General features: G+C 72.4%; 16 protein-coding genes. 7 read left to right on the top strand and 9 right to left on the bottom strand.

Annotated elements, in window-relative coordinates:
• Nucleotides 1-76: 76 nt before the first annotated feature.
• Nucleotides 77-1,747, top strand: coding sequence for a sigma-70 family RNA polymerase sigma factor (locus ACIP89_RS30905; RefSeq protein ID WP_402117776.1), 1,671 nt, complete (start codon nucleotides 77-79; stop codon nucleotides 1,745-1,747).
• Nucleotides 1,748-1,755: 8 nt separating this feature from the next.
• Here ACIP89_RS30905 and ACIP89_RS30900 read toward each other — a convergent pair whose 3' ends face one another.
• On the bottom strand, nucleotides 1,756-3,582 hold the full coding sequence (locus tag ACIP89_RS30900) for an ABC transporter substrate-binding protein (RefSeq protein ID WP_401930901.1): 1,827 nt from the start codon (nucleotides 3,580-3,582) through the stop codon (nucleotides 1,756-1,758).
• 172 nt (nucleotides 3,583-3,754) lie between these two features.
• Between ACIP89_RS30900 and ACIP89_RS30895 the strand changes: the two genes are divergently transcribed.
• The 4 genes from ACIP89_RS30895 (at nucleotide 3,755) to ACIP89_RS30880 (ending at nucleotide 10,328) form a co-directional block, all read left to right on the top strand.
• A complete protein-coding gene (locus ACIP89_RS30895; protein WP_402117774.1) occupies nucleotides 3,755-5,764 on the top strand; it encodes a hydantoinase/oxoprolinase family protein in 2,010 nt (669 codons plus the stop codon).
• 3 nt (nucleotides 5,765-5,767) lie between these two features.
• The gene (locus ACIP89_RS30890; protein ID WP_402117773.1) at nucleotides 5,768-7,459 is read left to right on the top strand and encodes a hydantoinase B/oxoprolinase family protein; all 1,692 of its coding nucleotides are present in this window, start codon (nucleotides 5,768-5,770) and stop codon (nucleotides 7,457-7,459) included.
• Nucleotides 7,460-7,551: 92 nt separating this feature from the next.
• A complete protein-coding gene (locus ACIP89_RS30885; RefSeq protein ID WP_401924945.1) occupies nucleotides 7,552-8,892 on the top strand; it encodes an MFS transporter in 1,341 nt (446 codons plus the stop codon).
• Between the two features lie 50 nt (nucleotides 8,893-8,942).
• Nucleotides 8,943-10,328 carry an NAD(P)/FAD-dependent oxidoreductase gene (locus ACIP89_RS30880; protein WP_402117770.1) on the top strand — a complete coding sequence of 462 codons (1,386 nt, stop codon included), beginning with the start codon at nucleotides 8,943-8,945 and terminating at the stop codon, nucleotides 10,326-10,328.
• 58 nt (nucleotides 10,329-10,386) lie between these two features.
• On the opposite strand, the gene gndA is transcribed toward ACIP89_RS30880, so the two are convergent.
• The 5 genes from gndA to ACIP89_RS30855 form a co-directional block, all read right to left on the bottom strand.
• Complete coding sequence (gene gndA / locus ACIP89_RS30875; protein WP_402117768.1) at nucleotides 10,387-11,826, bottom strand: NADP-dependent phosphogluconate dehydrogenase; 1,440 nt, start codon at nucleotides 11,824-11,826, stop codon at nucleotides 10,387-10,389.
• A gap of 471 nt (nucleotides 11,827-12,297) precedes the next feature.
• Complete coding sequence (locus ACIP89_RS30870; RefSeq protein ID WP_402117823.1) at nucleotides 12,298-13,656, bottom strand: GH1 family beta-glucosidase; 1,359 nt, start codon at nucleotides 13,654-13,656, stop codon at nucleotides 12,298-12,300.
• Between the two features lie 20 nt (nucleotides 13,657-13,676).
• Entirely contained in the window at nucleotides 13,677-14,585 is a 909-nt protein-coding gene (locus ACIP89_RS30865; RefSeq protein WP_401924936.1) for a carbohydrate ABC transporter permease, read from the bottom strand.
• Nucleotides 14,578-15,588, bottom strand: a complete 1,011-nt coding sequence (locus tag ACIP89_RS30860; protein WP_401924934.1) for a carbohydrate ABC transporter permease — start codon at nucleotides 15,586-15,588, stop codon at nucleotides 14,578-14,580. Before ACIP89_RS30860 ends, ACIP89_RS30865 begins: the two co-directional genes overlap by 8 nt.
• Nucleotides 15,589-15,597: 9 nt before the next feature.
• Nucleotides 15,598-16,911 carry an ABC transporter substrate-binding protein gene (locus tag ACIP89_RS30855; protein ID WP_401924931.1) on the bottom strand — a complete coding sequence of 438 codons (1,314 nt, stop codon included), beginning with the start codon at nucleotides 16,909-16,911 and terminating at the stop codon, nucleotides 15,598-15,600.
• Between the two features lie 145 nt (nucleotides 16,912-17,056).
• Here ACIP89_RS30855 and ACIP89_RS30850 point away from each other — a divergent pair, with 145 nt between their 5' ends.
• Entirely contained in the window at nucleotides 17,057-18,415 is a 1,359-nt protein-coding gene (locus ACIP89_RS30850) for an ROK family protein (RefSeq protein ID WP_402117766.1), read from the top strand.
• A gap of 398 nt (nucleotides 18,416-18,813) precedes the next feature.
• Here the strand turns inward: ACIP89_RS30850 and ACIP89_RS30845 are convergent, their stop codons facing one another.
• Both ACIP89_RS30845 and ACIP89_RS30840 read right to left on the bottom strand, forming a co-directional pair.
• Nucleotides 18,814-19,923, bottom strand: a complete 1,110-nt coding sequence (locus tag ACIP89_RS30845) for a LacI family DNA-binding transcriptional regulator (protein WP_402117764.1) — start codon at nucleotides 19,921-19,923, stop codon at nucleotides 18,814-18,816.
• 8 nt (nucleotides 19,924-19,931) lie between these two features.
• A complete protein-coding gene (locus ACIP89_RS30840) occupies nucleotides 19,932-22,451 on the bottom strand; it encodes a glycoside hydrolase family 3 C-terminal domain-containing protein (protein ID WP_402117763.1) in 2,520 nt (839 codons plus the stop codon).
• 206 nt (nucleotides 22,452-22,657) lie between these two features.
• Between ACIP89_RS30840 and ACIP89_RS30835 the strand changes: the two genes are divergently transcribed.
• On the top strand, nucleotides 22,658-24,022 hold the full coding sequence (locus ACIP89_RS30835) for a transglycosylase family protein (RefSeq protein WP_402117761.1): 1,365 nt from the start codon (nucleotides 22,658-22,660) through the stop codon (nucleotides 24,020-24,022).
• Here the strand turns inward: ACIP89_RS30835 and ACIP89_RS30830 are convergent.
• Entirely contained in the window at nucleotides 23,992-25,302 is a 1,311-nt protein-coding gene (locus tag ACIP89_RS30830; RefSeq protein WP_402117759.1) for a DMT family transporter, read from the bottom strand. The genes ACIP89_RS30835 and ACIP89_RS30830 overlap by 31 nt on opposite strands.
• Nucleotides 25,303-25,333 lie beyond the last annotated feature (31 nt).

Below are 25,333 nucleotides of genomic sequence, written 5' to 3'. Positions count from 1 at the left end.
CTGATATCCCGGCCGCCCCCGGCAGTCTCCCAGTCATCGGGCATCATCGGCGGCCTACAGGACAGGGACCCAATTCATGAGCAGTCATCACCACGCGGTGGATCCGGTGCCACTGGTGATCGCCGCGCGCAACGGGGACGCGGGGGCGCAGGACGCACTGGCCAGCGCGTACCTCCCGCTCGTCTACAACATCGTGGGCCGGGCGCTGAACGGTTCGGCGGACGTGGACGACGTGGTGCAGGAGACCATGCTCCGCGCACTGGACGGCCTCGGCGGTCTGCGCACCCCGGAGAGTTTCCGCTCCTGGCTGGTGGCGATCGCGATGAACCAGATACGTGCGCACTGGCGGGACCGCGATATCGCGCCCGGCACGCTGGAGGAGGCCGGGGAGATCGCTGACCCGGGAGCCGACTTCGTCGATCTGACGATGATGCGCCTGCAGCTGTCCGGACAGCGCCGGGAGACGGCGTGTGCGACGCGGTGGCTGGAGCCGGAGGACCGGGGCCTGCTGTCGCTGTGGTGGCTGGAGTGCGCCGGGGAGCTGACCCGGACCGAGGTGGCCGGGGCGCTGGAGCTCTCGCCGGAGTACGCGGCGGTCCGGGTGCAGCGGATGAAGGCGCGGCTGGAGACGGCCCGGGTCGTCGTGCGGGCACTCGGCGCGCAGCCGCCGTGCGAGGAACTCCGGGCCGTCTGCGCGACCTGGGACGGCCGCCCCTCCGCGCTCTGGCGCAAGCGAATAGCCCGGCACGCCCGTGACTGCTTCCGGTGCGCGGGGCTGTGGAGCGGCCTGATGCCCGCGGAGGGGCTGCTGGCCGGACTGGCGCTGGTCGCGGTGCCCGCGGCGCTCCTCGCGCTGTGGCCGGGCAGGGACGACACCGCACCGGTCGCCGCCGCATACGCCTCCGGCTCCGCGCCGGGCGGCGGCACGACAGTCGCCCGGTCCGGCCGGCACCGCTCCGGGGGCGGGCGGCACACGGGCGGCCGCACCCCCTCCCGCGCCGCCGCCCGACGCCGGCGGCGGATACAGCGCCGGGCGGTCGGGGGCGCGGTGGTGGTGGCGTGCATGACGGGCGGCGGCCTCTGGTACGCCTCCCTCGGGCCCGGAGCGGGGACCGGGGGAGACAGCGCGTCGAGCACGTCGGCGGAGCCCATCGCCGGTCTCACGGCGTCCGGAAGCCCGGCCACCGCCTCGTCGCCGCCCCCGGGGTCCGGCTCGCCCTCACTCTCGGCCCCGCCCTCGCCGGCCAAGAAGCGGAGCGCCTCCGCGCCCCCGGCCCGCAAACCGCACAAGAGCGTCGCCCCGGCGCCGAAGGAGACGCCCGTACCGCCTCCGTCGAGCGCCCCCGCCACGCGACCCGCCCCCCTGGACGACACGGCCCAGGTCGTCGCCCTGGTCAACCAGGAGCGGGCGACGGCCGGATGCGGACCGGTCAAGGAGGACCCGCAGCTCACGGACGCGGCGCTGCGGCACTCCGACGACATGGCCGCCCGCGACTTCTTCGAGCACACCAACCCCGACGGCGCCGACCCCGGACGCCGCATCACCGACGCCGGCTACCACTGGTCGACGTACGGCGAGAACATCGCCCGGGGCCAGCAGACTCCCGAATCGGTGATGGAGTCCTGGATGAACAGTCCGGGCCACCGCGCCAACATCCTCAACTGCGACTTCGAGGACATCGGCATCGGCATCCACAAGGGAAGCGGCGGACCGTGGTGGACACAGGACTTCGGCGCGAAGACGTGAGCGCGTGGTCACACGGCTGCCCGGCGCGGGCACTCCCGCCGCAGCCAGGGCGGCAGCCGGAACGCGGCCTCGGCGTACGGCGCCGGGTGGATCGCCCGGCTGGCGCCGTCCTGCACCTGGTAGACCAGCGGTGCCTGGGCGAGTGACGGATCGGGGTTCTCGTCCGGGTAGGCCGCGTTGGTCTGCCCCGCCGCTCCCAGGAAGTACGCGCCGTTGACCCCCCGGTGCACGACGCTGCGCAGGGCGTCCACGGTCTCACCCGGGTGCCCCGGGCTGGAGGTGGCGCTCCAGGCCCGCGCGAGGACCTGTATCTGGTCGTAGCCGGCCCCCGCCAGGCCGTGACCGGGGATGCCGCCGTGCAGGCGGGCGTAGTTCCGGGCGAAGGAGGCTCCCCGGGCGTCGCCGTACCGGCCGGTGACACTGGCCCAGACGACTCCCTCGGCAGCCCCGCCCGCCGCGCCGAGATAGGCCGGAACGGATGGCGTGTACACGTTGTAGACGAGGGTCGGCGAGGGATCCCGGACGAAGGCGCGCTGGAACGCGGCCATCGCGGTCGGCGGGTGGTTGCCCAGCAGCAGCGCCGCCGGGGAGGTGCGCCGCAACTGCTCCAGGACCTCCGACCAGTCGTCGTACGGTGGTCTGGTCTTGATCCGGAACTCCACGCGCCAGCCCGCGGCCTCGATCAGGTCCGCGCCCCGGTGCGGCAGGATCTCGCCGTCCGCGACCTCGGGTTCGACCACGCCGATGGTCCGGCGCGGCGGCTGCCACAGGCCCGCCGCGCCCGTCCGGGAGGCAAACCGCAGGAAGCCGTGCACATAGTTGCTGCGCCTCGGGCCGGCCTGGAACACATTGCCGAAAACGGATGGCTCCGAGTCGACCCAGGCCGCCTGGAGGTCGCTGCTGCCGACGTTCAGGTACGGGATCGCGTACTCGGCGGCACGCTCGTAGCTGGAACGCTCGTCGACGAGCAGGTACGAGCCGACCAGGGCGGACAGGTCGCGTGCGCCCGCCGCACGGAACGCCGTGTCCACCGAGGCCGCGTCCTGGTTGTCGAGCGGGAAGGCCGCCAGCTCCAGCGGCTGCCCCGACACCCCTCCGCGGGCGTTCAGTTCGGCCACCGCGAGTTCGGCGCCCCTGCGCAGTTCCTCGCCGTCGGCGCCGTAGGCGCCGAGCAGCGGGGCCATCAGGCCCACGGTCAGCGGCCGGGGGGCGAAGAGCCGGGAGTTGCGGCGCGGGGCGCCCGCGAATCTGGGCGGCCTGCTGCGGCCGCGTTCCAGCGCGTCGAGCATGCCCACGCCCAGGGCGGACAGTTCGGCGCAGTGGCCGGGTACCGGAAGCCGCAGCAGCCCGCTGTCCACGGCGAACGCGGCCGCCGCGCCGCGGCTCGGCTGCCCCAGTTTGTCCAGGAGCGCTTCCACCTGCTTGCCGACGGTGCGCGGGCTCGTGCCGAGGTAGCGGGCGACGGAGGTGTTGGTGAGACCACCCGCGAGCAGCGTGAGCACGTCGAGTTCACGCGCGGTGAGACCGTACGGCGGTTCGCCGGTCCGTACCGCGACCGTGACGGTGACCTGCCGGCCCTCGGCCGTCGGCGGCACCGCGAGATCGATGTGGGCCCATACGCCGTCCTCGGTGACCCACACGAAGGAGACAGCTGACTTGCGGGTGGCCGGCATCAGCTCCGCCCAGCGCCTCACCCGCTGATCCATCACGAGATCGCAGCCCAGCACGTCGAGGCGCTCATAGCGGCCGGACGCGTCGAGCCTGGCCACGCCAGGGCCTACCCGCCGCTCGTTTTCGGACACGCTCTCGGACAGCCCGGACCGGTCCCGTGCCATGCGCACCTCCTTCTTCCGGGCGGTCCGCCCAACGGGGCTGACCAGCACCGACGCGCACCCTCGTCCATGGGGAGAACGACGTATTACCGCGCATCGTCGGCCATGGGAACGTCACATTTCAAGGCCGGATCTGAATTCGGGTTGTCACATTGAGTCATAGAAAGGGGGCCTCATGCGTATTGGTGTCGAATGCGGTGGCACCTTCACCGACCTGGTCGTCCTCGACGACGACGGCAGGCTGCGGGCGACCTCGAAGGTCTTCTCCACTCCGCAGGACCCGTCGCGTGCGGTGATCGAGGCGATCGACGAGCTGCCGGCCGAACTGCGTGAGGGCGCGGCCCTGCTGCACGGCAGCACGGTGGCGACCAACGCCCTTCTCGAACGCCGCGGCCCTCGCCTCGGCCTCCTCGTCACCCGCGGTTTCCGTGACCTGCTCACGCTCCAGCGCCAGGACCGTGACCGCATGTACGACCTGAGGTACGTCAAGCCCGCACCGCTCGTGCCGCGGCATCTGGTCCAGGAGATCGATGAGCGGATCCTCGCGTCGGGCGAGATCGCGCTCGGACTCGACGAGGAGAGCGCGCGGCGCGCGGTGAAGGAACTGCTCGCCCAGGACGTCACCGCGATCGCGGTGTGCCTGCTGCACTCGTACGGCAACCCCGCGCACGAACGGCGGCTGGCCGAGCTGACCGCCGATCTCGCCCCCGGGCTGCCGGTGTCCCTGTCCTGCGAGGTGGCACGCGAATTCCGCGAGTACGAGCGCGCCAGCACCACCGTGGTCGACGCCTTCGTCCGGCCCGCCGTCTCCGGGTATCTGCTCCGGCTCGCCGACGAGGCGGCTCGACGCGGCATCACGGGACTGCAGGTGATGCAGTCCAACGGCGGCGCCGTGCCGGTGCCCGTGGTGACGGCCCGGCCGGTGACGATGCTGCTCTCCGGCCCCGCCGCCGGGGTCAGCGCGGCCGTGGCCGTCGCCGAATCGGCCGGGCTCGGGGACGTCGTCACCATGGACATGGGCGGTACCAGCACGGACGTGTCCCTCGTTGTCGACGGCACCCCGCAGCTCACTCCGGAGGTCACCGTCGACGGGCTGCCGGTGCGCGTGCCGATGATCGACATCACGACCGTCGGCGCCGGCGGCGGCAGCATCATCGCCGTCGACAGCGGAGGCCTGCTCACTGTCGGCCCGCGGAGCGCCGGGGCCGACCCGGGGCCCGCCTGCTACGGACGCGGCGGACCGGTGCCCACCGTCACCGACGCGAACGCCGTCCTCGGCCTGCTCGGGCCGCACCCGAGGCTGGCCGGACGCTTCCCGCTCGACCTGGACGCCGCGGAAGCCGTCTTCGCCCCGCTCGCCGCCCGGCTCGGCGTCACGGCGGGCGAGGCCGCCTGGTCGGCCCATCAGCTGGCCAACGTCGCCATGGCGGGTGCCATCCGGGTCGCCTCGGTCGAGCGCGGCCAGGACCCGCGCCGGCTGACGCTGCTCGCCTACGGGGGCGCGGGCCCGGTGCACGCGGCGGGCGTCGCCGACGAACTGGGGATGCGGCGCGTCGTGATCGCCCCGCACTCCGGACTCGCCTCCGCCTACGGCCTGCTGGCCTCCGGATTCCGGCGTGAGTTCGCCCGCACCGTCCTCGCCGCCGCCGGCACGCTCGACCACACACGTCTGCGGGAGGTCATGGCCGCCGTCACCGGTGAGGCCCACAGCGAACTCGCCGGGCAGGGCGTCGACGCCACCACCGTGCACGACACCTGGACCGCCGACATGCGCTATGCCGGGCAGGGCTTCGAGCTCTCCGTCCCGCTGCCCCAGCCGGAGGGGGAGGACCTCGTACAACAACTCGTAGCGGCCTTCCACTCCCTGCACGCCCAGCGCTTCGGACACGCGGATCACACCGCCCCCGTGCAGGTGGTGACCCTCCGGCTGAGCGTCGGCCGACCCCGCCCCCAGGTGGCGCTCCCCGCCGTCGAGCACCGGCCCGGCGAACCGGTTCAGCAGGGCACCGTCCTGGAGTACGGCACACCCCGCCCCACCGTCACCGTGTCGCGGGGAGCCCTGCCCGCCGGCACCGAACTGGCCGGACCCGCCGTGATCACCGACGAGTCCTCGACGACCTATGTGCCCAGCGGCTGGACCGCCACCGTCGACCCGGCCACCAACCTCGTCCTCACCAGGAGCTGACCCATGCCTCTCGACACAGCCCGGCTCGGCCTGATCCGGGCCGCGCTCTCCTCCATCACCCGCGAGATGGCCACCGACCTGCGCCGGGCGGCGTTCTCCTCGATCGTCCGGGAAGCGCGCGACTACTCGGTCGCGCTGACCGACGCCCGCGGGGAGGTCATCGACCAGGCCGAATGCATCCCGATCATGACCGCGGGCATATCGTCCGCGATCCGCGGCCTGGCCGACGCCGTCGACCTGTCCACGCTGACAGAGGACGACGCGCTGCTGATGAACGACCCGTTCAACGGCGGCCAGCACCTCCAGGACATCTACCTCTTCACCCCCGTTCTCACCGACGGGCACCTGGTGGCGTTCGCCGCGAGCGTCGCCCACCACGTCGACATCGGCGGTGGCAGCCCCGGCCTCAACGCCACCGCGACCGAGATCTACCAGGAAGGCCTCCGCCTGCCGCTCAGCCGGTTCTCCGTATCGCGCGACTGGGGGCGCGGCGGCTTCGTCGAGGAGATGGTGCGGGCCAACGTCCGCGTGCCCGACCTCGTCGTCGGCGATCTCAACGCCCAGTTCGCCGCCAACCGCACGGCCGCGGCCCGGCTCAAGGAGGCCGCCGCCCGATTCGGCACCGCCGACTGCCTCACGGCCATGGACGAGCTCAAGGACTACTCCGAGCGACGCACCCGGGCGGCACTCGGCCGCATCCCGGACGGTGTCTACGAGTCCGTGCAGACGCTCGACGGCAGCCCCTGGGACGCCGGAACGGTCGACATCCGGGTCAGGGTCACCGTGGCGGGCGAGGAGATCCACCTCGACTTCACGGGCAGCGGCGACCAGATCGACGGCAACGTCAACTGTCCCCTCGCCTCGACCGTCTCCTCGGCCATCAGCGCCGTCCGCTGCCTGCTGGACGAACCCGACATCCCGTTCAACGAGGGCTGCAACCGGCCCATCACCGTGCACGCCCCGTTCGGCAGCATCCTCAACCCGAGGTCTCCCGCCGCCGTACGCAGCCGGCTCACTCCCGCCAGCCGGGTCTTCAACGCGATCGTCCAGGCGCTCGGGCGGCAGGTTCCGGAACGGGCCGCCGCGACCGGTTTCGACACCACGACCGCGTTCACCGTCAGCCACCTCGACCGGGACACCAGCAGCTACCAGGTCGTCCTGGAAATCCTCGGCGGCGGCTGGGGCGCGTGCGCCGCACACGACGGAGCCGACGCCCTCGACAACCCCATCTCCAACTGTGCGAACGCCCCCGTCGAGGCCCTGGAGTCCGACTACTCGCACTTCCGGGTCGTCGAGTACGCGCTCCACGAGCACTCCGGCGGCACCGGCGAGTACCGGGGCGGCCTGGGTATCCGGCGTACCTACGAGGCCGTGTCCGACGGCGTCGACATCGCCGGATACGCGGACCGCCACCGCACCGGCGCACCCGGCCTGGACGGCGCGGGCCCGGGGCGGCCGGGCTCGTTCACCATCACCCGCGCCGACGGATCCGTCGAACAACTCCCTGTCGTCTTCCACGAAAAGCTGGGGGCCGGCGACCGCGTCAGCGTGGTCACCGGCGGCGGAGGCGGCCACGGAGAACCGTCCGACCGCGCCGCACACCGCATCGAAGCCGACGACCGCGACGGTGTCGCCTCCGCCCCCCCGCGCCTAGTGCCCCGCCCGGCACCCTCCGCCACGCGCGCCGTCCAGTAACCGAGCCAACGGGCGGCCGACGCCGCTCACCGCACCGACTCGGAACGCCTCTGCCCTCGCCGTCCGTCCTGCCGCCTCGCCAGGAGTACGTCATGCGTCAAGGAACGACCCCGGCCTCCGCCGGATCCGGGCCCGCCCTCTCCACGAGACGGCTCGCCTCCGCCCAGATCATCGGGACCACCATCGAGTGGTACGACTTCTTCATCTACGGCACCGCTTCCGCGCTCGTCTTCAACCACGTCTTCTTCCCCGGACTCCCGCCGCTCGTCGGCACACTGCTCTCCCTCGCCACCTTCGGCGCCGGTTTCCTCGCCCGTCCGCTCGGTGCCGTGATCTTCGGGCACTTCGGGGACCGGGTGGGGCGCAAGCGCACCCTCGTCGTCACCCTGCTCCTGATGGGCGGTGCCACCGTCGCGGTCGGCCTCCTGCCGTCGTACGGCGCCATCGGGGTCGCGGCCCCGCTCCTCCTGCTGCTCCTGCGCATCGTGCAGGGGATGGCGGTCGGCGGCGAGTGGGGCGGCGCGGCGCTCATCGGCGTCGAGCACGCGGCGCCCCGCCGCAAGACGCTCTTCGGGGCCTTCGCCCAACTGGGCTCACCGCTCGGCCTGGTCCTCGCCACCCTCGTCTTCATGGCCGTCACCAGCGGCTCGGAGGCCTGGCTGCACAGCTGGGGCTGGCGACTGCCCTTCCTCGCCTCCGTCCTGCTCATCCCCATCGGCATGGCGATCCGCACGAAGATCCACGAGTCGCCGGACTTCACCGCGGCCGGCGAAGCACCGAAGCCCGCACGGCTCCCCGTCGTCGAGGTGCTGCGCCAGGACTGGCGGCGCGTCCTCATCGGGGTGGGCGCGTTCGCCGGCGTCTTCGTCACCTACTACCTGCTGACCACGTTCACCCTCGTCTACGCGACCGGCACACTCGGGATGAGCACCTCCATCACGCTGCCCGCGAACCTGATCGCCGCGGTCAGCGAGGGTCTCTTCGTCCTCGTCGGCGCCCTCCTGGCACCCCGCTTCGGCGCACGCGGGATCGCCGTGGCCTCCGCCGTCGGCCTGCTGGTCTGGGCATGGCCCGCCTTCGCCCTGGTGGGCACCCAGAACGCGGCGCTGCTGTATCTGGGCGTCGCCGTCAGCATGGCCTTCGTCGGAGCCGGCTACGGGGTCCTGGCCGCCGAGGTCGTCCTGCTGTTCCGCCCCGAGGTCCGCTACACGGGCGCCTCCCTCAGCTACGGAATCGCCGGCTCCATCGGTGGTATCGCCCCGAGCCTCTCCACCTACCTGCTCGACCGCAGTGGCAGCACGGCCCCGGTGGCCGCCCTCACCGGGATCGTCGCCCTGGGGATGGCCGCGGCGTGTCTGGCGTTGCCCCGCCGCTCCGAGGACGACGTCCTGCCGGGGACCCCACGGGCCGGCGCGGCCGCCTCCGCCCGCTGATCCGCCCGCCCCTCACCACACCCCTGATCGCACTCTCCCGGAGTTCTGCCATGTCCACCTCTGACCCGGCCAACGGCCAGGTGTCCTTCTGGTTCAGCCAGACCGGCTTCCCCTCGCGACGCACCCCGCTCGACGGTTCGACCACCGCGGATGTGTGCGTCATCGGCGCCGGATACACCGGGCTCTGGACCGCGTACCACCTCAAGAAGGCCCGGCCCGACTGGGACATCGTCGTTCTGGAGCGGGAGTTCGCGGGTTTCGGCGCCTCCGGCCGCAACGGCGGCTGGCTGTCCGGCAAGATCCCGGGTTCGCCCGCCCGGTTCGCCGCAGAACGCGGCAAGGAGGCCGTCCTGCGGTTCCAGGCCCTGATGAACGAGGAGGTAGATGTGGTGCTCTCGACGCTCAGGCGTGAGGGCATCGCGGCGGACGCGGTGAAGAGCGGCTATCTGCGTGTCGCCCACGCACCGGCCCAGCTGGACCGGCTGCGGGCTTCCGTCACGCACGACAGGGAATGGGGCAACACGGACGAAAGGCTCCTCTCCGCGGCGGAGTTGAAGAAGCGCGTCGAGGTCGCGGGCGGCCTCGGCGCGGCCTTTAACCCGCACTGCGCCCGTATCCACCCCGCCCGGCTGGTCACCGGCCTCGCCGAGAGCGTCGTCCGGCTGGGGGTACGCCTGTACGAGTCGACGCCCGTCACGGCGATCGCCCCGCACGAGGCGACCACGCCGTTCGGCTCGGTGAGCGCACGTCACGTGCTGCGCTGCACCGAGGGCTTCACCTCCGAACTGCCCGGTGAGAAGCGCACCTGGCTGCCGATGAACTCGTCGATGCTCGTGACCGAGCCGCTGTCCCCGGCTGCCTGGCAGAGCATCGGCTGGGAAGGACAGGAGCTGTTCAGCGACCAGACCCACGCCTACCTCTACGGGCAGCGTACCGCCGACGGCCGGATCGCCCTGGGCGGGCGGGGAGTGCCCTACCGGTTCGGATCCCGCGTCGACGGGGACGGCGGCACCAGCACCCGGACCGTGGCCTCGCTGGCCCGGACACTGGCCGCGCTGTTCCCGGCGGCCGCCGGTGTTCCCGTCGCCCACGCCTGGTCCGGTGTGCTCGCGGTACCCCGTGACTGGTGTCCCACCGTCCAGCTGGACCGGGCCACCGGCATCGGCTCGGCGGGCGGATACGTGGGCCAGGGCGTGACGGCCTCGCATCTCGCGGCCCGCACCCTCACCGACCTGGTCATCGGAGAGGAGACCGAACGCACCCGGCTGCCGTGGACCGGCCGCACCTCGCCGCGCTGGGAGCCGGAGCCGCTGCGCTGGATGGGGGTCCACGGAATGTACGCGGTCTACCGGGCCGCGGACCGCCAGGAAGTGGAGGGGCACCGCACCAGTACGTCTCCCCTCGCCCGGGTGGCGGACCTGATCTCGGGGCGCTGACCGGCGCGGGGCGGGCGGCGGAGCCCGGGGTGGGCCGGGCGGCCGTCCGGCCCGCCCGTCAGCTCTCGACTTCGCTCTTGTCCCCGCCCCAGAGGGTGTGGAAGACGCCGTCGCGGTCGACCCGGCGGTAGGTGTGCGCGCCGAAGTAGTCGCGCTGGCCCTGGGTGAGCGCGGCGGGCAGCCGTTCGGCGCGCAGCGAGTCGTAGTAGGCGAGGGTGGCGGCGAAGGCGGGTGTGGGGACGCCCTGGGTGACGGCGGTGGCCACGACGGCGCGCCAGTCGTCCTGCGCGGCGGCGATCTCCTGGGCGAAGCTCTTGTCGGCCAGCAGGCTCGGCAGCTGGGCCCGCGCCTCGTAGGCGCTGGTGATCCGGTCGAGGAACGCGGCCCGGATGATGCAGCCGCCGCGCCAGATCGCGGCGACCCTGCCGAGGTCGATGTTCCAGTCGTACGTCTCGCTGCCGGCCGCGATCTCGTGGAAGCCCTGCGTGTAGGAGACGATCTTCGAGGCGTACAGGGCCTGCTCGACCTGGTCGGCGAAGGCCGCCGCCTCGTCCTTGCCGAGCTTGCGGGCGGTCGGTCCGGCGAGGTGGCGGGAGGCCTCGCGGAGCGCGGCGTGGCCGGAGACGGAGCGGGCGAAGACGGCCTCGGCGATCGCGGAGACGGGAACGCCCAGGTCCAGGGCGATCTGCACGGTCCAGCGGCCGGTGCCCTTCTGCTCCGCCTGGTCGAGCACCACGTCCACGAAGGGCTTGCCGGTCGCCGCGTCCACGTGGGAGAGGACCTCCGCGGTGATCTCGATGAGGTAGGAGTCCAGGCGTCCGGTGTTCCAGGTGCGGAAGGTGTCGGCGATCTGCGTGGCGGAGTACCCCGCCACGTCGCGGAGCAGCTGGTAGGCCTCACCGATCAGCTGCATGTCCGCGTACTCGATGCCGTTGTGCGTCATCTTCACGAAATGACCGGCGCCGTCCGGGCCGATGTGCGTGACACACGGGGCCCCGTCCTTGGCCTTCGCGGAGATCTTCTCCAGCATCGGCCCGAGCGAGGCGTACGACTCGTCGCTGCCGCCCGGCATGATGCTCGGCCCGTTCAGCGCGCCCTCCTCGCCGCCCGAGATGCCGGCGCCGACGAAGTGGATGCCGCGCTCCCGCAGCTCCTTCTCCCGGCGCCGGGTGTCCTCGAAGTGGGCGTTCCCGCCGTCGATGATGACGTCGCCCGCCTCCAGCAGCGGCGCGAACTCCTGGATCACCGCGTCCGTGGGCTCGCCCGCCTTCACCATGACGACCAGGCGCCGGGGCCGCTCCAGCGCCGCGACGAACTCCTGCGGCGTGTGCGCGGCGACGAAGGTCCCTTCCTCACCGAAGTCCTCGATCAGGGCGTCGGTCTTCGCCGCCGTGCGGTTGTGCACCGCGACCGTGAAGCCGTTGCGGGCGAAGTTACGGGCGAGGTTGCGGCCCATCACCGCGAGCCCGGTGACGCCGATCTGCGCGGTGCCGCTCATCTGGATACTCCTGCAATCTGTCGGGGGCGCCGGTACGCCGGGGATGTCGCGATGCCTTGATGCCGCGTTGTCCAGTATGGATTCGGGACCCGCGGACGGCCTGTTCAGCCGGGCAGGCGGGTGCGCGCCGCCCTCCTGGGCGCCTCGCACCGTCCTCCGTCACCTCCCGTGCCCTGCTCGCCCGTCTTGACACTCGCTGAGCTGCGGCGCAAGACTGGTTCCGGTTGGGAGAGCGCTCTCCCGGCCGGGTCTCGCACCCGGCCGGACTGACGGTCCCGCAGGCCGCCCGCACCGTCCCATCCCCGCTGTCGGTGCGGTGAGGAAGTCCGCGGTGGTCACGGCGATCCGTGACCACCGCGGACTCATGCCCGGACCCGGCCGCGCGCCGATCCCGGCGGAAAAGCGAAACCTCCGGCCGCGGCGGTCGTCCGCCGCAGCCGGAGGCAGGCCGGCCACGAGGGCCGGCCGGGGTCAGGCGGTCCTGCCCGAACGGCCCGCCCCGGCCTCCCGGATCAGCTCGGCGTAGCGCCGGCCACTGCTCTTGACCGTGCGGCGCTGCGTCGCGTAGTCCACGTGGACCAGGCCGAAGCGCTTGTCGTAGCCGTACGCCCACTCGAAGTTGTCCAGCAGCGACCAGGCGAAGTACCCGGCCAGCGGCGCGCCCTTGCGGACGGCGCGCGCACAGGCGGCGAGGTGCTCCTCCAGGTACTGGGTGCGCTCCGGGTCGTGCACCGAACCGTCGGCCAGCACGACGTCCTGGTACGCCGAGCCGTTCTCGGTGACGTAGATGCGCTCGACGCCGTACTCCTCGGTCAGGCGCAGCAGCAGCTGCTCCAGGCCCTCGGCGTGCACCTCCCAGTCCATGTGGGTGTGGCGGGAGCCGGGCAGGTAGACCTGCTTGGCGTGCGGGACGGGACCGGTCGCGTCGGCGGTGACGACCTGGCGGAAGTAGTAGTTCACGCCCATCCAGTCGAGCGGTGCCGAGATGAGGTCCATGTCGCCGTCCCGGACCGGGAGTTCGACGCCGTACAGGTCGACCATGTCCTGCGGGTAGCCGCGCCCGAGGATCGGGTCGAGCCACCAGCGGTTGATGTGCCCGTCACCGCGCACGGCGGCGGCCCGGTCCGCCTCGCGGTCGGTGGCGGCCTCCACCGGGCTGAGGTTGTTGACGATGCCGACGCGGGCGTCCGAGGACGCGGCGCGGATCGCCCGCACGGCGAGACCGTGCCCGAGGTGCAGGTGGTACGAGGCCCGGACGGCGGCGGTCAGGTCGGTGAGACCCGGCGCCATGGTGCCCTCCAGGTGACCGATCCAGGCCGAGCAGAGCGGCTCGTTGAGGGTCGCCCAGTCCTTCACCCGGTCACCGAGGCGCTCCACGACGGCCGAGGTGTACGCGGCGAAGTGCTCTGCCGTCTCCCGGACCGTCCAGCCGCCCCGGTCCTGGAGCGCCTGCGGCAGGTCCCAGTGGTACAGCGTGGCGAACGGGGTGATCCCCGCGTCGAGGAGCCCGTCGACCAGCCGGTCGTAGAAGTCCAGCCCGGCCTTGTTGACGGGGCCGTCGCCGCCAGGGACGATCCGCGGCCAGGCGAGCGAGAAGCGGTACGCGCCCGCCCCCACCTCCTTGATCAGGCCGATGTCCTCCGGCACCCGGTGGTAGTGGTCGCAGGCAACGTCCCCGGTGTCGTCGCCGGCGATCTTGCCCGGGGTGTGGGAGAAGGTGTCCCAGATCGACGGGGCGCGGCCGTCCTCCGCCACGGCGCCCTCGATCTGGTACGCGGCGGTGGCGACGCCCCAGGTGAAGTCGGCCGGGAGGGCGCTGAGGTCGTTCACGGACTTCCTTTCCGAAGTGGTCACTTGACGGCTCCCGCCGTGAGGCCCGCGACCAGGTACCGCTGGAGCAGCAGGAATCCGGCGACGATCGGGACGCTGACGACGAGCGAGGCGGCCATGACCTGGTTCCAGTACACGTCGTTCTGGGTGGCGTAGCCCTGGAGGCCGACGGCCAGGGTGCGGGTGGTGTCGTTGGTCATGACGGACGCGAAGAGCACTTCGCCCCAGGCCGTCATGAAGGCGTACACGGCGACGGCGACGATGCCCGGCACGGCGGCCGGCACGACGACCCGGAACAGGGCGCCGAGCGGTCCGCAGCCGTCCACCAGGGCGGCCTCGTCCAGATCCTTCGGGATCGAGTCGAAGTAGCCGATGAGCATCCAGATGGAGAACGGCAGCGAGAACGTCAGATACGTCAGGATCAGTCCGCCGCGCGAGCCGTACAGCGCGATGCCGGTGCTGTTCCCGATGTTGACGAAGATGAGGAACAGCGGGAGCAGGAAGAGGATGCCGGGGAACATCTGGGTGGAGAGCACCGTGACGGTGAAGACGCGCTTGCCGCGGAACTTGTAGCGGCTCACGGCGTACGCGGAGAACACCGCGATGATCACCGAGAGGACCGTCGCCGAACCCGCGACGACCAGCGAGTTGACGAAGTACCGGGCCAGCGGGACGGTCTTCCAGATGTCGAAGTACGGCTGGACCGTCAGCCCGGACGGTATCCAGTGGAACTTGCCCGACACGTCCTGGAGCGGCTTGAGCGAACTGCTGACCATCACGTAGACGGGCAGCAGCGCGAAGGCGGCCAGGAAGGCCAGGATGACGCGGCGGGTCCAGAGGAAGGACTGCGGAGCGGCCATCGGGGACCGCCTCCCGGCCCGGGACTTCGATACCCCGGGCGCCACGGCCGACTGGGCATTGCTAGGCATCGGCGCCCTTCCTTCCGCGTGAGGTGATGATCAGGTAGCCGGCCGTCACGAGCAGCAGGAAGAGCAGCAGGAGGACGGACATGGCGGATCCGGTGCCGAAGTTCCAGGTGACGAACGACGACTGGTAGATGTGGATCGAGATCAGGTCCGCGTTCTCCGGCGCCGCCTTCCCGAACAGCACGTACGGGGTGTTGAAGTCGTTGAACGTCCACAGGAACAGGACGAGCACGAGGACCTGGTTGACCGGGCGCAGCGCCGGCAGGGTGATCTTGCGGATCTGCTGCCAGATGCCGGCGCCGTCGATCGCGGAGGCCTCGTACAGCTCGCGCGGGATGTTCTGGAGCCCCGCCATCACGATCAGGAAGGCGAACGGCCAGCCCTTCCAGACCGAGACGATGATCAGCGCGTAGATGCTGTTGTCGCCGATCAGCCAGAAGGAGGGCTGGTCGGTCAGCCCGAGCTGGTCGTGCAGCACGTGGTTGACCAGGCCGTTGTCCCGCTGGAACATGAACGCCCAGGTGATGACTGCCGCGTAGACCGGCAGAGCGTACGGCACGAGGAAGATCGCCCGGAGGAAGCCCCGGCCGCGGAAGTTCTCCTGGAGCATGATCGCCGCCGTGACCCCGAACAGCCAGGCCAGGCCGACGGCGAAGAACGTGAAGACACAGGTGACGAAGAACGAGTGGAGCAGCGCCTCGCCGATCGGGGCGTTGACGTCCACGGCGATCTTGTAGTTGTCGAAGCCGCTCCAGGGCGCTCCGCCCCAGTTGTTGATGTAGAACTGCGTGAGCTCGCGGAAGCTCATCACGATTCCGATGATCATCGGAATCACGTGGACGAGGAGTTCGAGCAGGACGGCCGGCAGGAGCAGGAGATAGGGCAGTCCGCCCTGGCGGATCCGGTCGGGGATGCGCGGCAGTCGCCTGCGCGCACCCCCGTTGCCCCGGCTCGTCACCCTGTCCGACTTTTCCGTCCGGCTCTCGGTGGTCACGGTGGCGGTCATGAGGGAGCCTTACTGCTGCATCGTCTGCTGGGCCTTTTCCAGGCGCGCCTTGACGGATTCGGTGGTCACGGGGCGTCCGGCCGCGGCGTCGGCCCACAGCTCCTTGACCGCCGTACCCACGGCCGTCTCGAACTGCGACTCGTTCGGCACCTGCGGCAGCGGGGCCGCGCTGGTGGACAGGGTGTCGCGCAGGACCTTCAGGTCCGGGGCGGAGAACGCCTCGTCGGCCTGGGCGGTCTTGACCGGCGGGATCGATCCGTAGGTCTTGTTGAGCAGCTTCTGCTCGGCGTCGCTGGTCATGAACTTCACGAACTTCTTGGCGCCGTCGATGTTCTTGGTGTTCTTGAACACCGCCATGTTGATGCCGGCGACCATGGAGTTGGTGTTCTTGCCGGTGCCCGGGGTGCCGTCCGCGACGGGGACCGGGGCCGCTCCCCAGTCCTCGGGCTTCATGCCCTGGGAGGCGAAGGTGGAAGCGGCGGCCTGCCACAGCACCATCGCGGTCTTGCCCTTGGCGAAGTCCGTCAGGGACTGGTTCTGGGCGTACTCCGCGTTGCCCGGAGCGATGATCTTGTCCTTGGCCATGAAGTCGATGTACTGCTTCACGGCCGCGACGGCGCCGTCGGAGGTGAAGGTGGCCTTGCCGGACTTGTCGAAGAAGTCCGCACCGTGCTGCTGGCCCAGGACGAAGGTCTGGTGGATGTTGTTGGAGAGGTTGGAGCCCTCGGCACCCAGCCCCCACTTGCCGCCTTTGGAGAGCTTCTTGCCGTCCGCGACCAGCTCGTCCCAGGTGGCCGGCGGCTTGCTGATGCCCGCCTCCGCGAAGCTCTTCTTGTTGTAGTAGAGGGCGTACGCGAGGGAGTACAGGGGCACCGCGGAGGGGTCCTTGCCCTCCGCTCCGGCCGAGGCCACCGCCGACTCGACGAAGCGGTCCCGGCCGCCGATCGCGTCGAAGTTCTCCTTGTTCCAGGGGAGCAGCGCGCCCGTCGCCTGGAGCGACGCCGACCAGGTGTTGCCGATGTTCAGCACGTCCGGGCCCTGACCGGACGTGGTGGCGGCGAGGATCCGGTTGAGCAGATCGGCCCAGGGCACGACCTCCAGCTTGACCTTGATGCCGGTCTGCTTCTCGAACTTCTTCAGCTCGGGGGTGAGGATCTTCTTGTCGGCCTCGATGCTGGGGCCCTGGTTGGACGCCCAGTAGGTGAGGGTCTTCGGCGAATCGTTGCTGCCGCCCGAGGCGGACGAGCCGCCTCCGCAGCCGGTGACGCCGGCGGCGATGGAGATCGCGAGGGTGACTGCTGCTGCGGCTCTGACGTTGCGCATGCGGGATGGCCCCTTTCCGGGGAGGAAGGCCGTGTTCGAGAATCGAACGGTCTTCAGGACTTAATTTATGACGTGATTTAAGAGCTGAGAGAAGGTCGCGTCAAGTCCCGCGGTCACGGTATGTTGCGGGAAGGGAAGGAGCCACATGGCTGAGCGCAACAGACGGACCGTGCGTGACCTGCGACGGGGCAACCGGGCGAGGGTATTGCAACGGTTGTATTTCGACGGCCCGCTGAGCCGCCAGGAGCTCGGTCCCGCCACCGGGCTGAGCTCGGGTTCCATCAGCAACGTTGTTACGGAACTTGACGCCGAGGGCCTCCTGGAGGAGGCCGGAGTCGTCGAGTCCGACGGCGGCCGCCCCCGCACACTGCTGCGCGTCGCACCCGCGGGCGGCCTCCTGATCGGCATCGACATCGGGGAGACCCGGATCAGGGTGGAGCTCTTCGACCTCGCCCTCACCGAACTCGCCCGTACCGAGAGGCTGCTGGCCCAGCACGGTTACGACGTCGGCCGCATCGTCGGCCACGTCCGCAGCGGGGTCGCCGATGTGCTCCGCGACGCCGGAGCCGATCCGCGCCGGCTGCTCGGCATCGGGATCGGCGTCCCGGGAATCATCGAGCGGGACGCCCCGGACGGCGCCGTCGGCGATGTGGGATCCGTCGTCCACGGCCAGACGATCGACTGGAGTGCCGTCCCCTTCGAGCAGTTGCTCCGCGCGGCCGTCCGGGTCCCGCCGGAGGTGCCGTTCTTCATCGACAACGGCGCCAAGACGCTGGGCCAGGCCGAGATGTGGTTCGGCGGCGGCCGGGGCGCGGGGGCCTCGGCCATCGCGCTCATCGGTTCCGGTGTCGGAGCCTGCGTGAACCACGGCGACCTGCTCGACGAGGACCGCAGCAGCATGGCCCTCGAATGGGGGCACACCACCGTTCAGCTGCGCGGACGCCGCTGCCGTTGCGGCTCCATCGGCTGCCTGGAGGCGTACGCGGGCGCCGAGGCGATGCGCGAGCGCTGGCACGAGGCGGGCGGCCCGCTCGCCGCCGACGCCGACGACGAGACCGCGCTAGCCGCGCTGCTGGCCGCGGCCTACCCCGGCCCCGGCGGTGAGCCCGACCCGCTGGCGGTGTCGCTCCTGGACGAGACGGCCGAATGCCTGGGCGCGGCGCTGGGAGACCTGATCAACCTCTTCCTGCCCGAACGCATCCTGCTCGGCGGCTGGGCGGGCCTGCTGATCGGACCGCACCTGCTGCCCGACATCCGCCGCTACGCACAGGAGTACGCGCTCCGGCACGCCGCGGCCCGGACCACGATCGAGATGGGCCGCCTCGGCCCCGACGCCGTCACGGTCGGCGCCGCGACGCTGCCGCTGGCCGACTTCCTCGCCAGAGGCGGCAGCCGCCCGGCCCCCGAGCCCCTGCCCAACGCCCCGGCGCCGGGGTTCAGGACCGCCGCGGACGCCGTACGCAAGCGGGAGCACCCGCAGACCGCTCCGGACGCGACGGGCTGAGGGGGCGTGAAAGGCGGCGCGGCGTGCTGCGGGGGTGGTGGCGTGGACGCCGCACGCGCCGGCGTGACGTGGGGCGGCACGGACTCCGGACGGGGCGGTGGGCCGGCGCCGTACGGGCCGCTCGCCGGCCCCGGGGTCGCCGCGGCGAGGACGACGGCAGGCCCGCGGGACGCCGCGCGGCCGGCCGGACCACGTCCCGGGGACCGCGGCCCCGGGACGCCGAGACCGTCCCGAGCGTGCGCGGCATAGCGGTTCCGGGCCTGACGGAACTCCGGATACGCCTGGTCCCGGTCCTGTCCGGCCTCCGTGACGATCCCGCGGGCCAGCCGCTCCAGCCGCCATACGCGGTGGTCCAGCGTCCTGGAGGGCCGGTACGGAGTGCGCTCGCCGGACAGCTCCTACGCCGAGTCCCGCACCACCAGGGCCGGTTCGAAGATCACGGAGGTGGCCGCCCCGTCCGGCTTCGCCAGCCGCTCGATCAGCAACCGGGCCATCTCGGCGGCCATCGCCTCGACGGGCTGCCGGATCGTGGTCAGCGGCGGGCGGCAGGCGGACGCCGCGCTGCTGTCGTCGAACCCGATCACCGCGACGTCCTCCGGCACCCGTTTCCCGTGTTCCCGCAGGACGTGGCAGGCGCCCACCGCCATCAGGTCGTTGGCCGCGAACACCGCGTCCACGTCGGGATGTTCGACCAGCAGCCGCTCCATCGCGGCCTCACCGCTCTCCTGGGTGAACTGCCCCTCCGCGATCGGGATGTACGGGTGCCCGAGCCCCGTCAGCGTGTCACGGAAACCCGCCAGCCGTTCCTGCCCGGCCGGTACGTCGAGCGGCCCGGTGATCGTCGCGATGCGGCGGCAGCCCCGGGACAGCAGATGCTCGGCCGCCAGCCGGGCGCCGTCCTGGTGGGCGAGGTCGACATAGCTGATCCGGACCGGGCGGGCCGGCCTCGCGTACAGCACCGCGGGCAGCCCCGCGTCCGTCAGCAGGCCCGGCAGCGGGTCCTCCGCGTGCGTGGACACGACCAGCGCGCCGTCGGCGCTGCCCTGGCGGAGGAAGGAGACCACGTCCTCCCGGGCCCGTGACGTCTCGGCGAACATCAGCACCGGGTGCATGCCGCGGGGGCGCAGGTAGTTGACCACCCCGGTCACCACCCGGCCGAAGAACGGGTCCGCGAACACCTGCGCGGTGAAGGCGGAACCGGTGTCGGGCTCGCCGGCCTCCGCGGCCCCGGAGCCGGCCGGGCGTGCCCCGTCCGCCGGTTCGGTCTCCACCCCGGCGCCGGAGACCACCAGCGCGATGGCGTCGGTGCGCCGGGTCACCAGCGAGCGCGCCGCGCGGTTGGGTGCGTATCCGGTGCTGGCGACCGCCCGGCGCACGGCCTCCTGGATCACCGGATCGACATTGCGTACTCCGTTGATCACCCGGGAGACGGTGGCGCGGGAGACTCCGGCCGCCCTCGCCACGTCCTCCAGGGTGGGTGTACCGGCCGAGCGCAGATCATCCGTCATGAGCGCATTTATAGCACCGACGGAGAGCGCTCTCCATCGCGGTGCGCCGCCTCCGGAACACCGGTGCCGGGCGAGGGCGCCGGCCCGGTCGCCGTCAGCGTCGCGGTGAGCGGCAGTTCGCCCGCCGAGCGGCCCGCCAGCAGCGTGAACCCGCCGGGCTCCGTCTCCCAGCCGTGCCGCTCCGCCGACCAGTGCGCCAGGGCCCGCCCGGACACCCGTACCACCGCGACCGCGCTCTCCCCAGGCCTCGCCCGGACGGCCGCGTATCCGATCAGCCGGCGCACCGGCCGCTCCACCGCGGACCCGCTCCTGGCGAGATAGACCTGGACCACTTCGCGGCCGGACCGGCGGCCCGAGTTGCGCACCCGGACCCGTACGTCGAACGGCTCCCCGGCCCTTGCTCCGGCCGGGGCGGTCAGCTCCTCGTACTCCCAGTCCGTGTAGCCCAGGCCGTGGCCGAACCAGTAGGCAGGCGCGGAGCCGGAGCGCAGCCAGGCCCGGTAGCCGATGTGCTGGCCCTCCTCGTAGCGCAGCCGCCCGTCGGGGGAGGGCCGGGTGTCGAGCACCGGTGCGTCGTCCTGGGCGGCGCCCCAGGTGGTCGGCAGCCGCCCGCCGGGCTCGGCCCGGCCGAACAGCACGTCCGCCAGCCCGCCGCCGGCCTCCTGCCCCGGGAACCAGGCGAGCAGCAGGGCGGGCACCCGGGAGTGCCAGGGAAGGGCGACCGGGCCGCCCGAGTTGACCACGACCACCGTGCGCGGATTGGCCCGCACCACGGCGCGGACGAGTGCGTCCTGGCCCTCGGGCAGGGCGAGGCTCTCGCGGTCGTGCCCCTCCGACTCGCTCTGCTCGGTGGTCCCCACGACCACCACCGCGACCTCCGCCGCCCGTGCGGCGGCCACGGCCTCGGCGAGCGCGGCGGATGCGTCCCCGGCGGGCGGGGCGGCGGCGAGGACCGTCGCGACTCCGGAACGCGGCGCGAGCGAGCGCAGCGCCACCACCTCCACCTCCTCGCCCGCCACGAGTTCGGCCCGCACGCGGTGCTCGGGCGGCGCGACATGGACCCGGGTCGGATCGTCGCTGTCCAGTGGGAAGGTCCCGGCCAGCACCTCCCGGCCGCCGACGGACAGCGAGATGTCGCCCCAGCCTCCCACCGCCCAGGTCCACACCCCGCCCACGGGCGGCCGGACCAGGGCCCGGATCTCCACGGCCGCTGCGCCCCCGACCGTGACGGAGGGCTCCACGATCCGGCCGGACAGCCGGTGCTCCGCGTGGAGTTCGGCCCCGCTCGCGTCCAGCAGCCGCACGAGTACGCCCGGTTCCCCGGACCGGGGGTCGCGCGACCAGTCCCGGCCGAGGGGGCGGGGCAGCGGCGACCGCGCCAGTCCCGGCCGGTAGGTCACCCTCGCGTCCCCGCCCAGCGCCTCCTGGATCCCCGCCAGCGGAGTCACCACGGAGTCGGGAAAAACCTCCGCGCTGCCGCCGCCCTGGATCCGTACCGCAGAGGCGTGCGGGCCGATCACCGCGACCGAGCGCAGCGCCGCCGGATCGAGCGGGAGCAGCCGCCCGTCGTTGCGGAGCAGTACCGAACCGGCGGCGACGGCGCGGCGCAGCAGCGCCCGCCTGGCGGCCGGGGCCACCGCGGGCCGCCGTACCGGTCCGGGGGAGCCGAGCGCGCCCACGCGACGCGCCAGCCGCAGCAGCCGCCGCACCTTGTCGTCGATCACCTCCGCGGGGACCAGCCCCCGCTCCACGGCGGCGAGCAGGCCGGTCGCCCAGGGACCGTCGGGTCCGGGCATCGCCAGGTCCTGCGCGGAGCGGGCGGTGTCCAGGAGGGTCCGCACGCCTCCCCAGTCGGAGACGACGGTGCCGTCGAACCCCCAGTCGCTCTTGAGCGGGTTCTCCAGCAGCGGGGACGCGGACATCGTCACGCCGTCGACCTTGTTGTACGCGGACATCACGGCCCACACCCCGGCCTCCACCGCTGCCTCGAAGGGGGCGAGATAGACCTCGTGCAGGGTCTGCTCGTCCATGCGGACGTCGACGGTCAGCCGGTCCGTCTCGGCGTCGTTGGCGACGAAGTGCTTGGCGGTGGCGGCGACCCCGCCCGACTGGATGCCCCTGATGAGCGCGGCCCCGGTCCGCCCGGTCAGCAGCGGGTCCTCGGAGAAGCATTCGAAGTGCCGCCCGCCCAGCGGCGAGCGGTGCAGGTTGAGGGTCGGGGCGAGGACCACGTCCACTCCCTTGCGGCGGGCCTCCGCGGCGAGCAGCGCGCCGAGATCCGTGAGCAGCCGCTCGTCCCAGGAGGCCGCCATCGCGGTCGGGGAGGGGAGCACGAGCGAGGTCTCGCGCTCGTCCCACGTCTCGCCGCGTACCCCGGCGGGTCCGTCGGAGAGGGTGAGGGCGCGCAGTCCGACAGCCGGTTCGGGGTGGGTGCGCCAGGTGCTCCCGCCGGTCAGCAGACGCGCCTTCTGCGTGGCGTCGAGCTTCTCCAGCAGCGGGTCGATCTCTTCGTCCGTCATGACGGCCATGTCCCTTCACCCCAGCGCTCCGGTTGCCGGAGAGCGCTCTCCCGTCGTGCCTGGGCCAGCGTCGCTGGCCGACGTCGACCGTGTCAATGGGGAACGGCTGCGCGGGGGTTGAGGCGGGTTACCGGTCGCGCTCTTGTCATCACCGGCTGTCAGCACATAAGTTGACCGCTTGCGACGTGTCCTACTGTCAGTGGGGGAGCCAAGTCATGGCCGCGAACGGACGGCACCGCAGATATCAGCCGAGCCGCATCAACCGGGTCTCGGTACTGGTCACGGCGGGCGGTGCGGGACTAGCCCTCCCGCTGATCACGGCCGCGTCGGCGGGTGCGGCATCGGGCGATGTGTGGGAGAAGGTGGCCGCTTGCGAGTCCACCGGAAACTGGCACATCAACAACGGCAACGGCTATTTCGGCGGGCTCCAGTTCACCCGGTCGACCTGGGCGGCGTACGGCGGCGCGGAGTACGCGCCACGCGCCGACCTGGCCAGCAGGGACCAGCAGATCGCCATCGCGGAGAAGGTCCTGAAGGGGCAGGGGCCGGGCGCCTGGCCGCTCTGCTCCACGCGGGCCGGGCTGGCGCGGGGCGGTGACTCTCCCGACATCAGCCCGCAGACCGAGCGGACGACCAAGGTCGCGGCGCCGAAGCGGGCGGCGGCCGAATCCAAGACCTCGACGCCCGCGAAGACCCGGACGGAGCAGCCCCCGGCGGCCGGTACGCCGGCATCGGTGCCCGGGAAGCGCGGCTCGTACACGGTGGCGAGCGGCGACTCGCTCTCCGGGATCGCGGCCGACCGCGACCTCGGCGCCTGGCAGCGGCTGTACTCGGCGAACCGCAAGGTCGTCGGTGACGACCCGGACCTGATCTTCCCCGGCCAGCGGCTGAGCCTCGACCTGGCCGGGTCCCCGAGGGCGGCCACGAAGAGCGTCCCGAAGGCCGATCCGAAGCCGGCGGCCCGGCAGGCCGCGCCGAAGCGGACGGCGCAGCCCGCACCGAAGCAGGCGCACCCGAAGCAGACGGCCAAGCCGGCACACCCCAGCCCGGTGGCGCAGCCCAAGCAGCAGGCCCGGCCCGCACCGAAGAAAACCGAGACCCACCGGACCGAGACCCACAAGAAGACTGAGACTGCCAGGAAGACCGAGGCCCACAAGAGCGGGCACACCGCGAAGCACGCCGGGATCACCGCCCCGGTCGAAGCCCGTACCGGCACCCAGTACCGGCAGGCCGGTGCCTGGTCGAGCGGATACCACACGGGCGTCGACTTCCCCGTGCCCACCGGCACCTCGGTCAAGGCGATGTCCTCCGGCACGGTCGTCACGGCCGGCTGGGGAGGGGCGTACGGCTACCAGATCGTCATCCGGCACAGCGACGGCAAGTACAGCCAGTACGGGCACCTGTCGGCGCTCCACGTACGCGCCGGACAGCGGGTCGGCGAGGGCCAGCGCATCGCCCGGTCCGGCGCCACCGGCAACGTGACCGGTCCCCACCTGCACTTCGAGGTCCGCACCGGCCCCGAGTACGGCTCCGACATCGACCCGCTGGCCTACCTCAGGGCGGGCGGCGTCAAGATCTGAACGGTCCCGCCCCGAGCGGCGTCATCGGCCGTCACGGCTGTGGCGCCGGCAGCGGCGGGCGAGGCGGTGGACCCGGCGGGCGATCCGCCGCGTCCCGCGCCCGCGGTGTGCGGACCGTACCCGGCCTGTACCGAGCGGCGCTCCGGCGGCGGAATCCGTACAGGAAGCGACAGCCGGCCGGGGAACGCTTCCGGGGTCGGGGGTCCCGGCTCCGCGGGTTCGGAAAACGCCGACGCGGCCGCCGGTGCCCCGGCCGGCCGCCCTGTCTCGCCCGCCGGGTCCGGAGTGCCGGCGGGCCCGCCGAAATCCCCTGGCTCCGCGCCGGGCCCCGCTAGGGCCGGAGACGCGTCCGGGCCGGGCGGCGCGGGGGCGTCCGGAGCCCCGTCCGCGCTCTGCCCGGCCTTCCGCGCCCCGCCGTCCGCCGCCTCCTGGGCCCGTCGGCGCTCCGCGCCCATCCGTTCCGTGGTGAGCAGGATCAGCCCGCCGGCCGCGACGACCCCGCAGGCGAGGGCGAGCATGGCGCCCGCGGTGCCGTGCCGGAACGACTCACCGAACAGCGTGAGGCCGACGACCGCCGCGACGACCGGGTTCACCACGGTGACCGTGGCGAGCGGGGCGGTCAGACCCGCGCCCCGGTACGCGGCCTGCGACAGCAGCAGCCCGGTGGCGGCGAGGGCCGCGATCACCAGCAGGGCGGGCAGGCCGGTCCGCACCGAGCCCGAGGTCCACTCCATGGCCACGGTCTTCGTGAACACCGAGGCGATACCGAACGCCACACCCGCTGCGGCGGCCAGCACCACGCTCCGCATCACCGGCCGGCGCATCGCCTTCGAGACCAGGACGAGCGCCGCCACCGCGCCGAACGTCACCGTGCCGAGCATCAGCTGCTGCGGGCCGTCCAGGGTGTGGGCGTCGGAGCTTCCGGTGAGGGCGAGCAGGCCCGCCAGCCCGACGGTCGCCATGACCGCGCCGCGCCAGGCCGTCGCCCCGGCCCTGCGGTGGACGAAGAGGGCGGCCATCGGCAGGGCGAAGACGATGGTCAGGGCGCCCAGCGGCTGCACCAGGCTGAGCGGACCGTAGGCCAGCGCCACCACGTGCAGAAGCGCTCCCACGCCGTTCAGCACGACCGCGGCCCACCAGACCCGGTTGCGCAGCGGAGCGAGCGAGCGGCCGTCGGAGGCCGTGGCGACGCGCTCCTGGACGATCGCGCCGGCCGCGTAGGCGACCGCGGAGACCAGTGACAGCAGCACGGACAGCGCGAGGGAACTCATGTACACCACGATGGCCCTTCAAAGCCGCCGCGTCGTCGTC

It is taken from the genome of Streptomyces sp. NPDC088730 (assembly GCF_044751215.1).
In the GTDB taxonomy this organism is placed as follows: Bacteria; Actinomycetota; Actinomycetes; order Streptomycetales; family Streptomycetaceae; genus Streptomyces.
The sequence above is the reverse complement of the archived record's forward strand: the minus strand, read 5'-3'. Positions and strand labels throughout refer to the sequence as shown.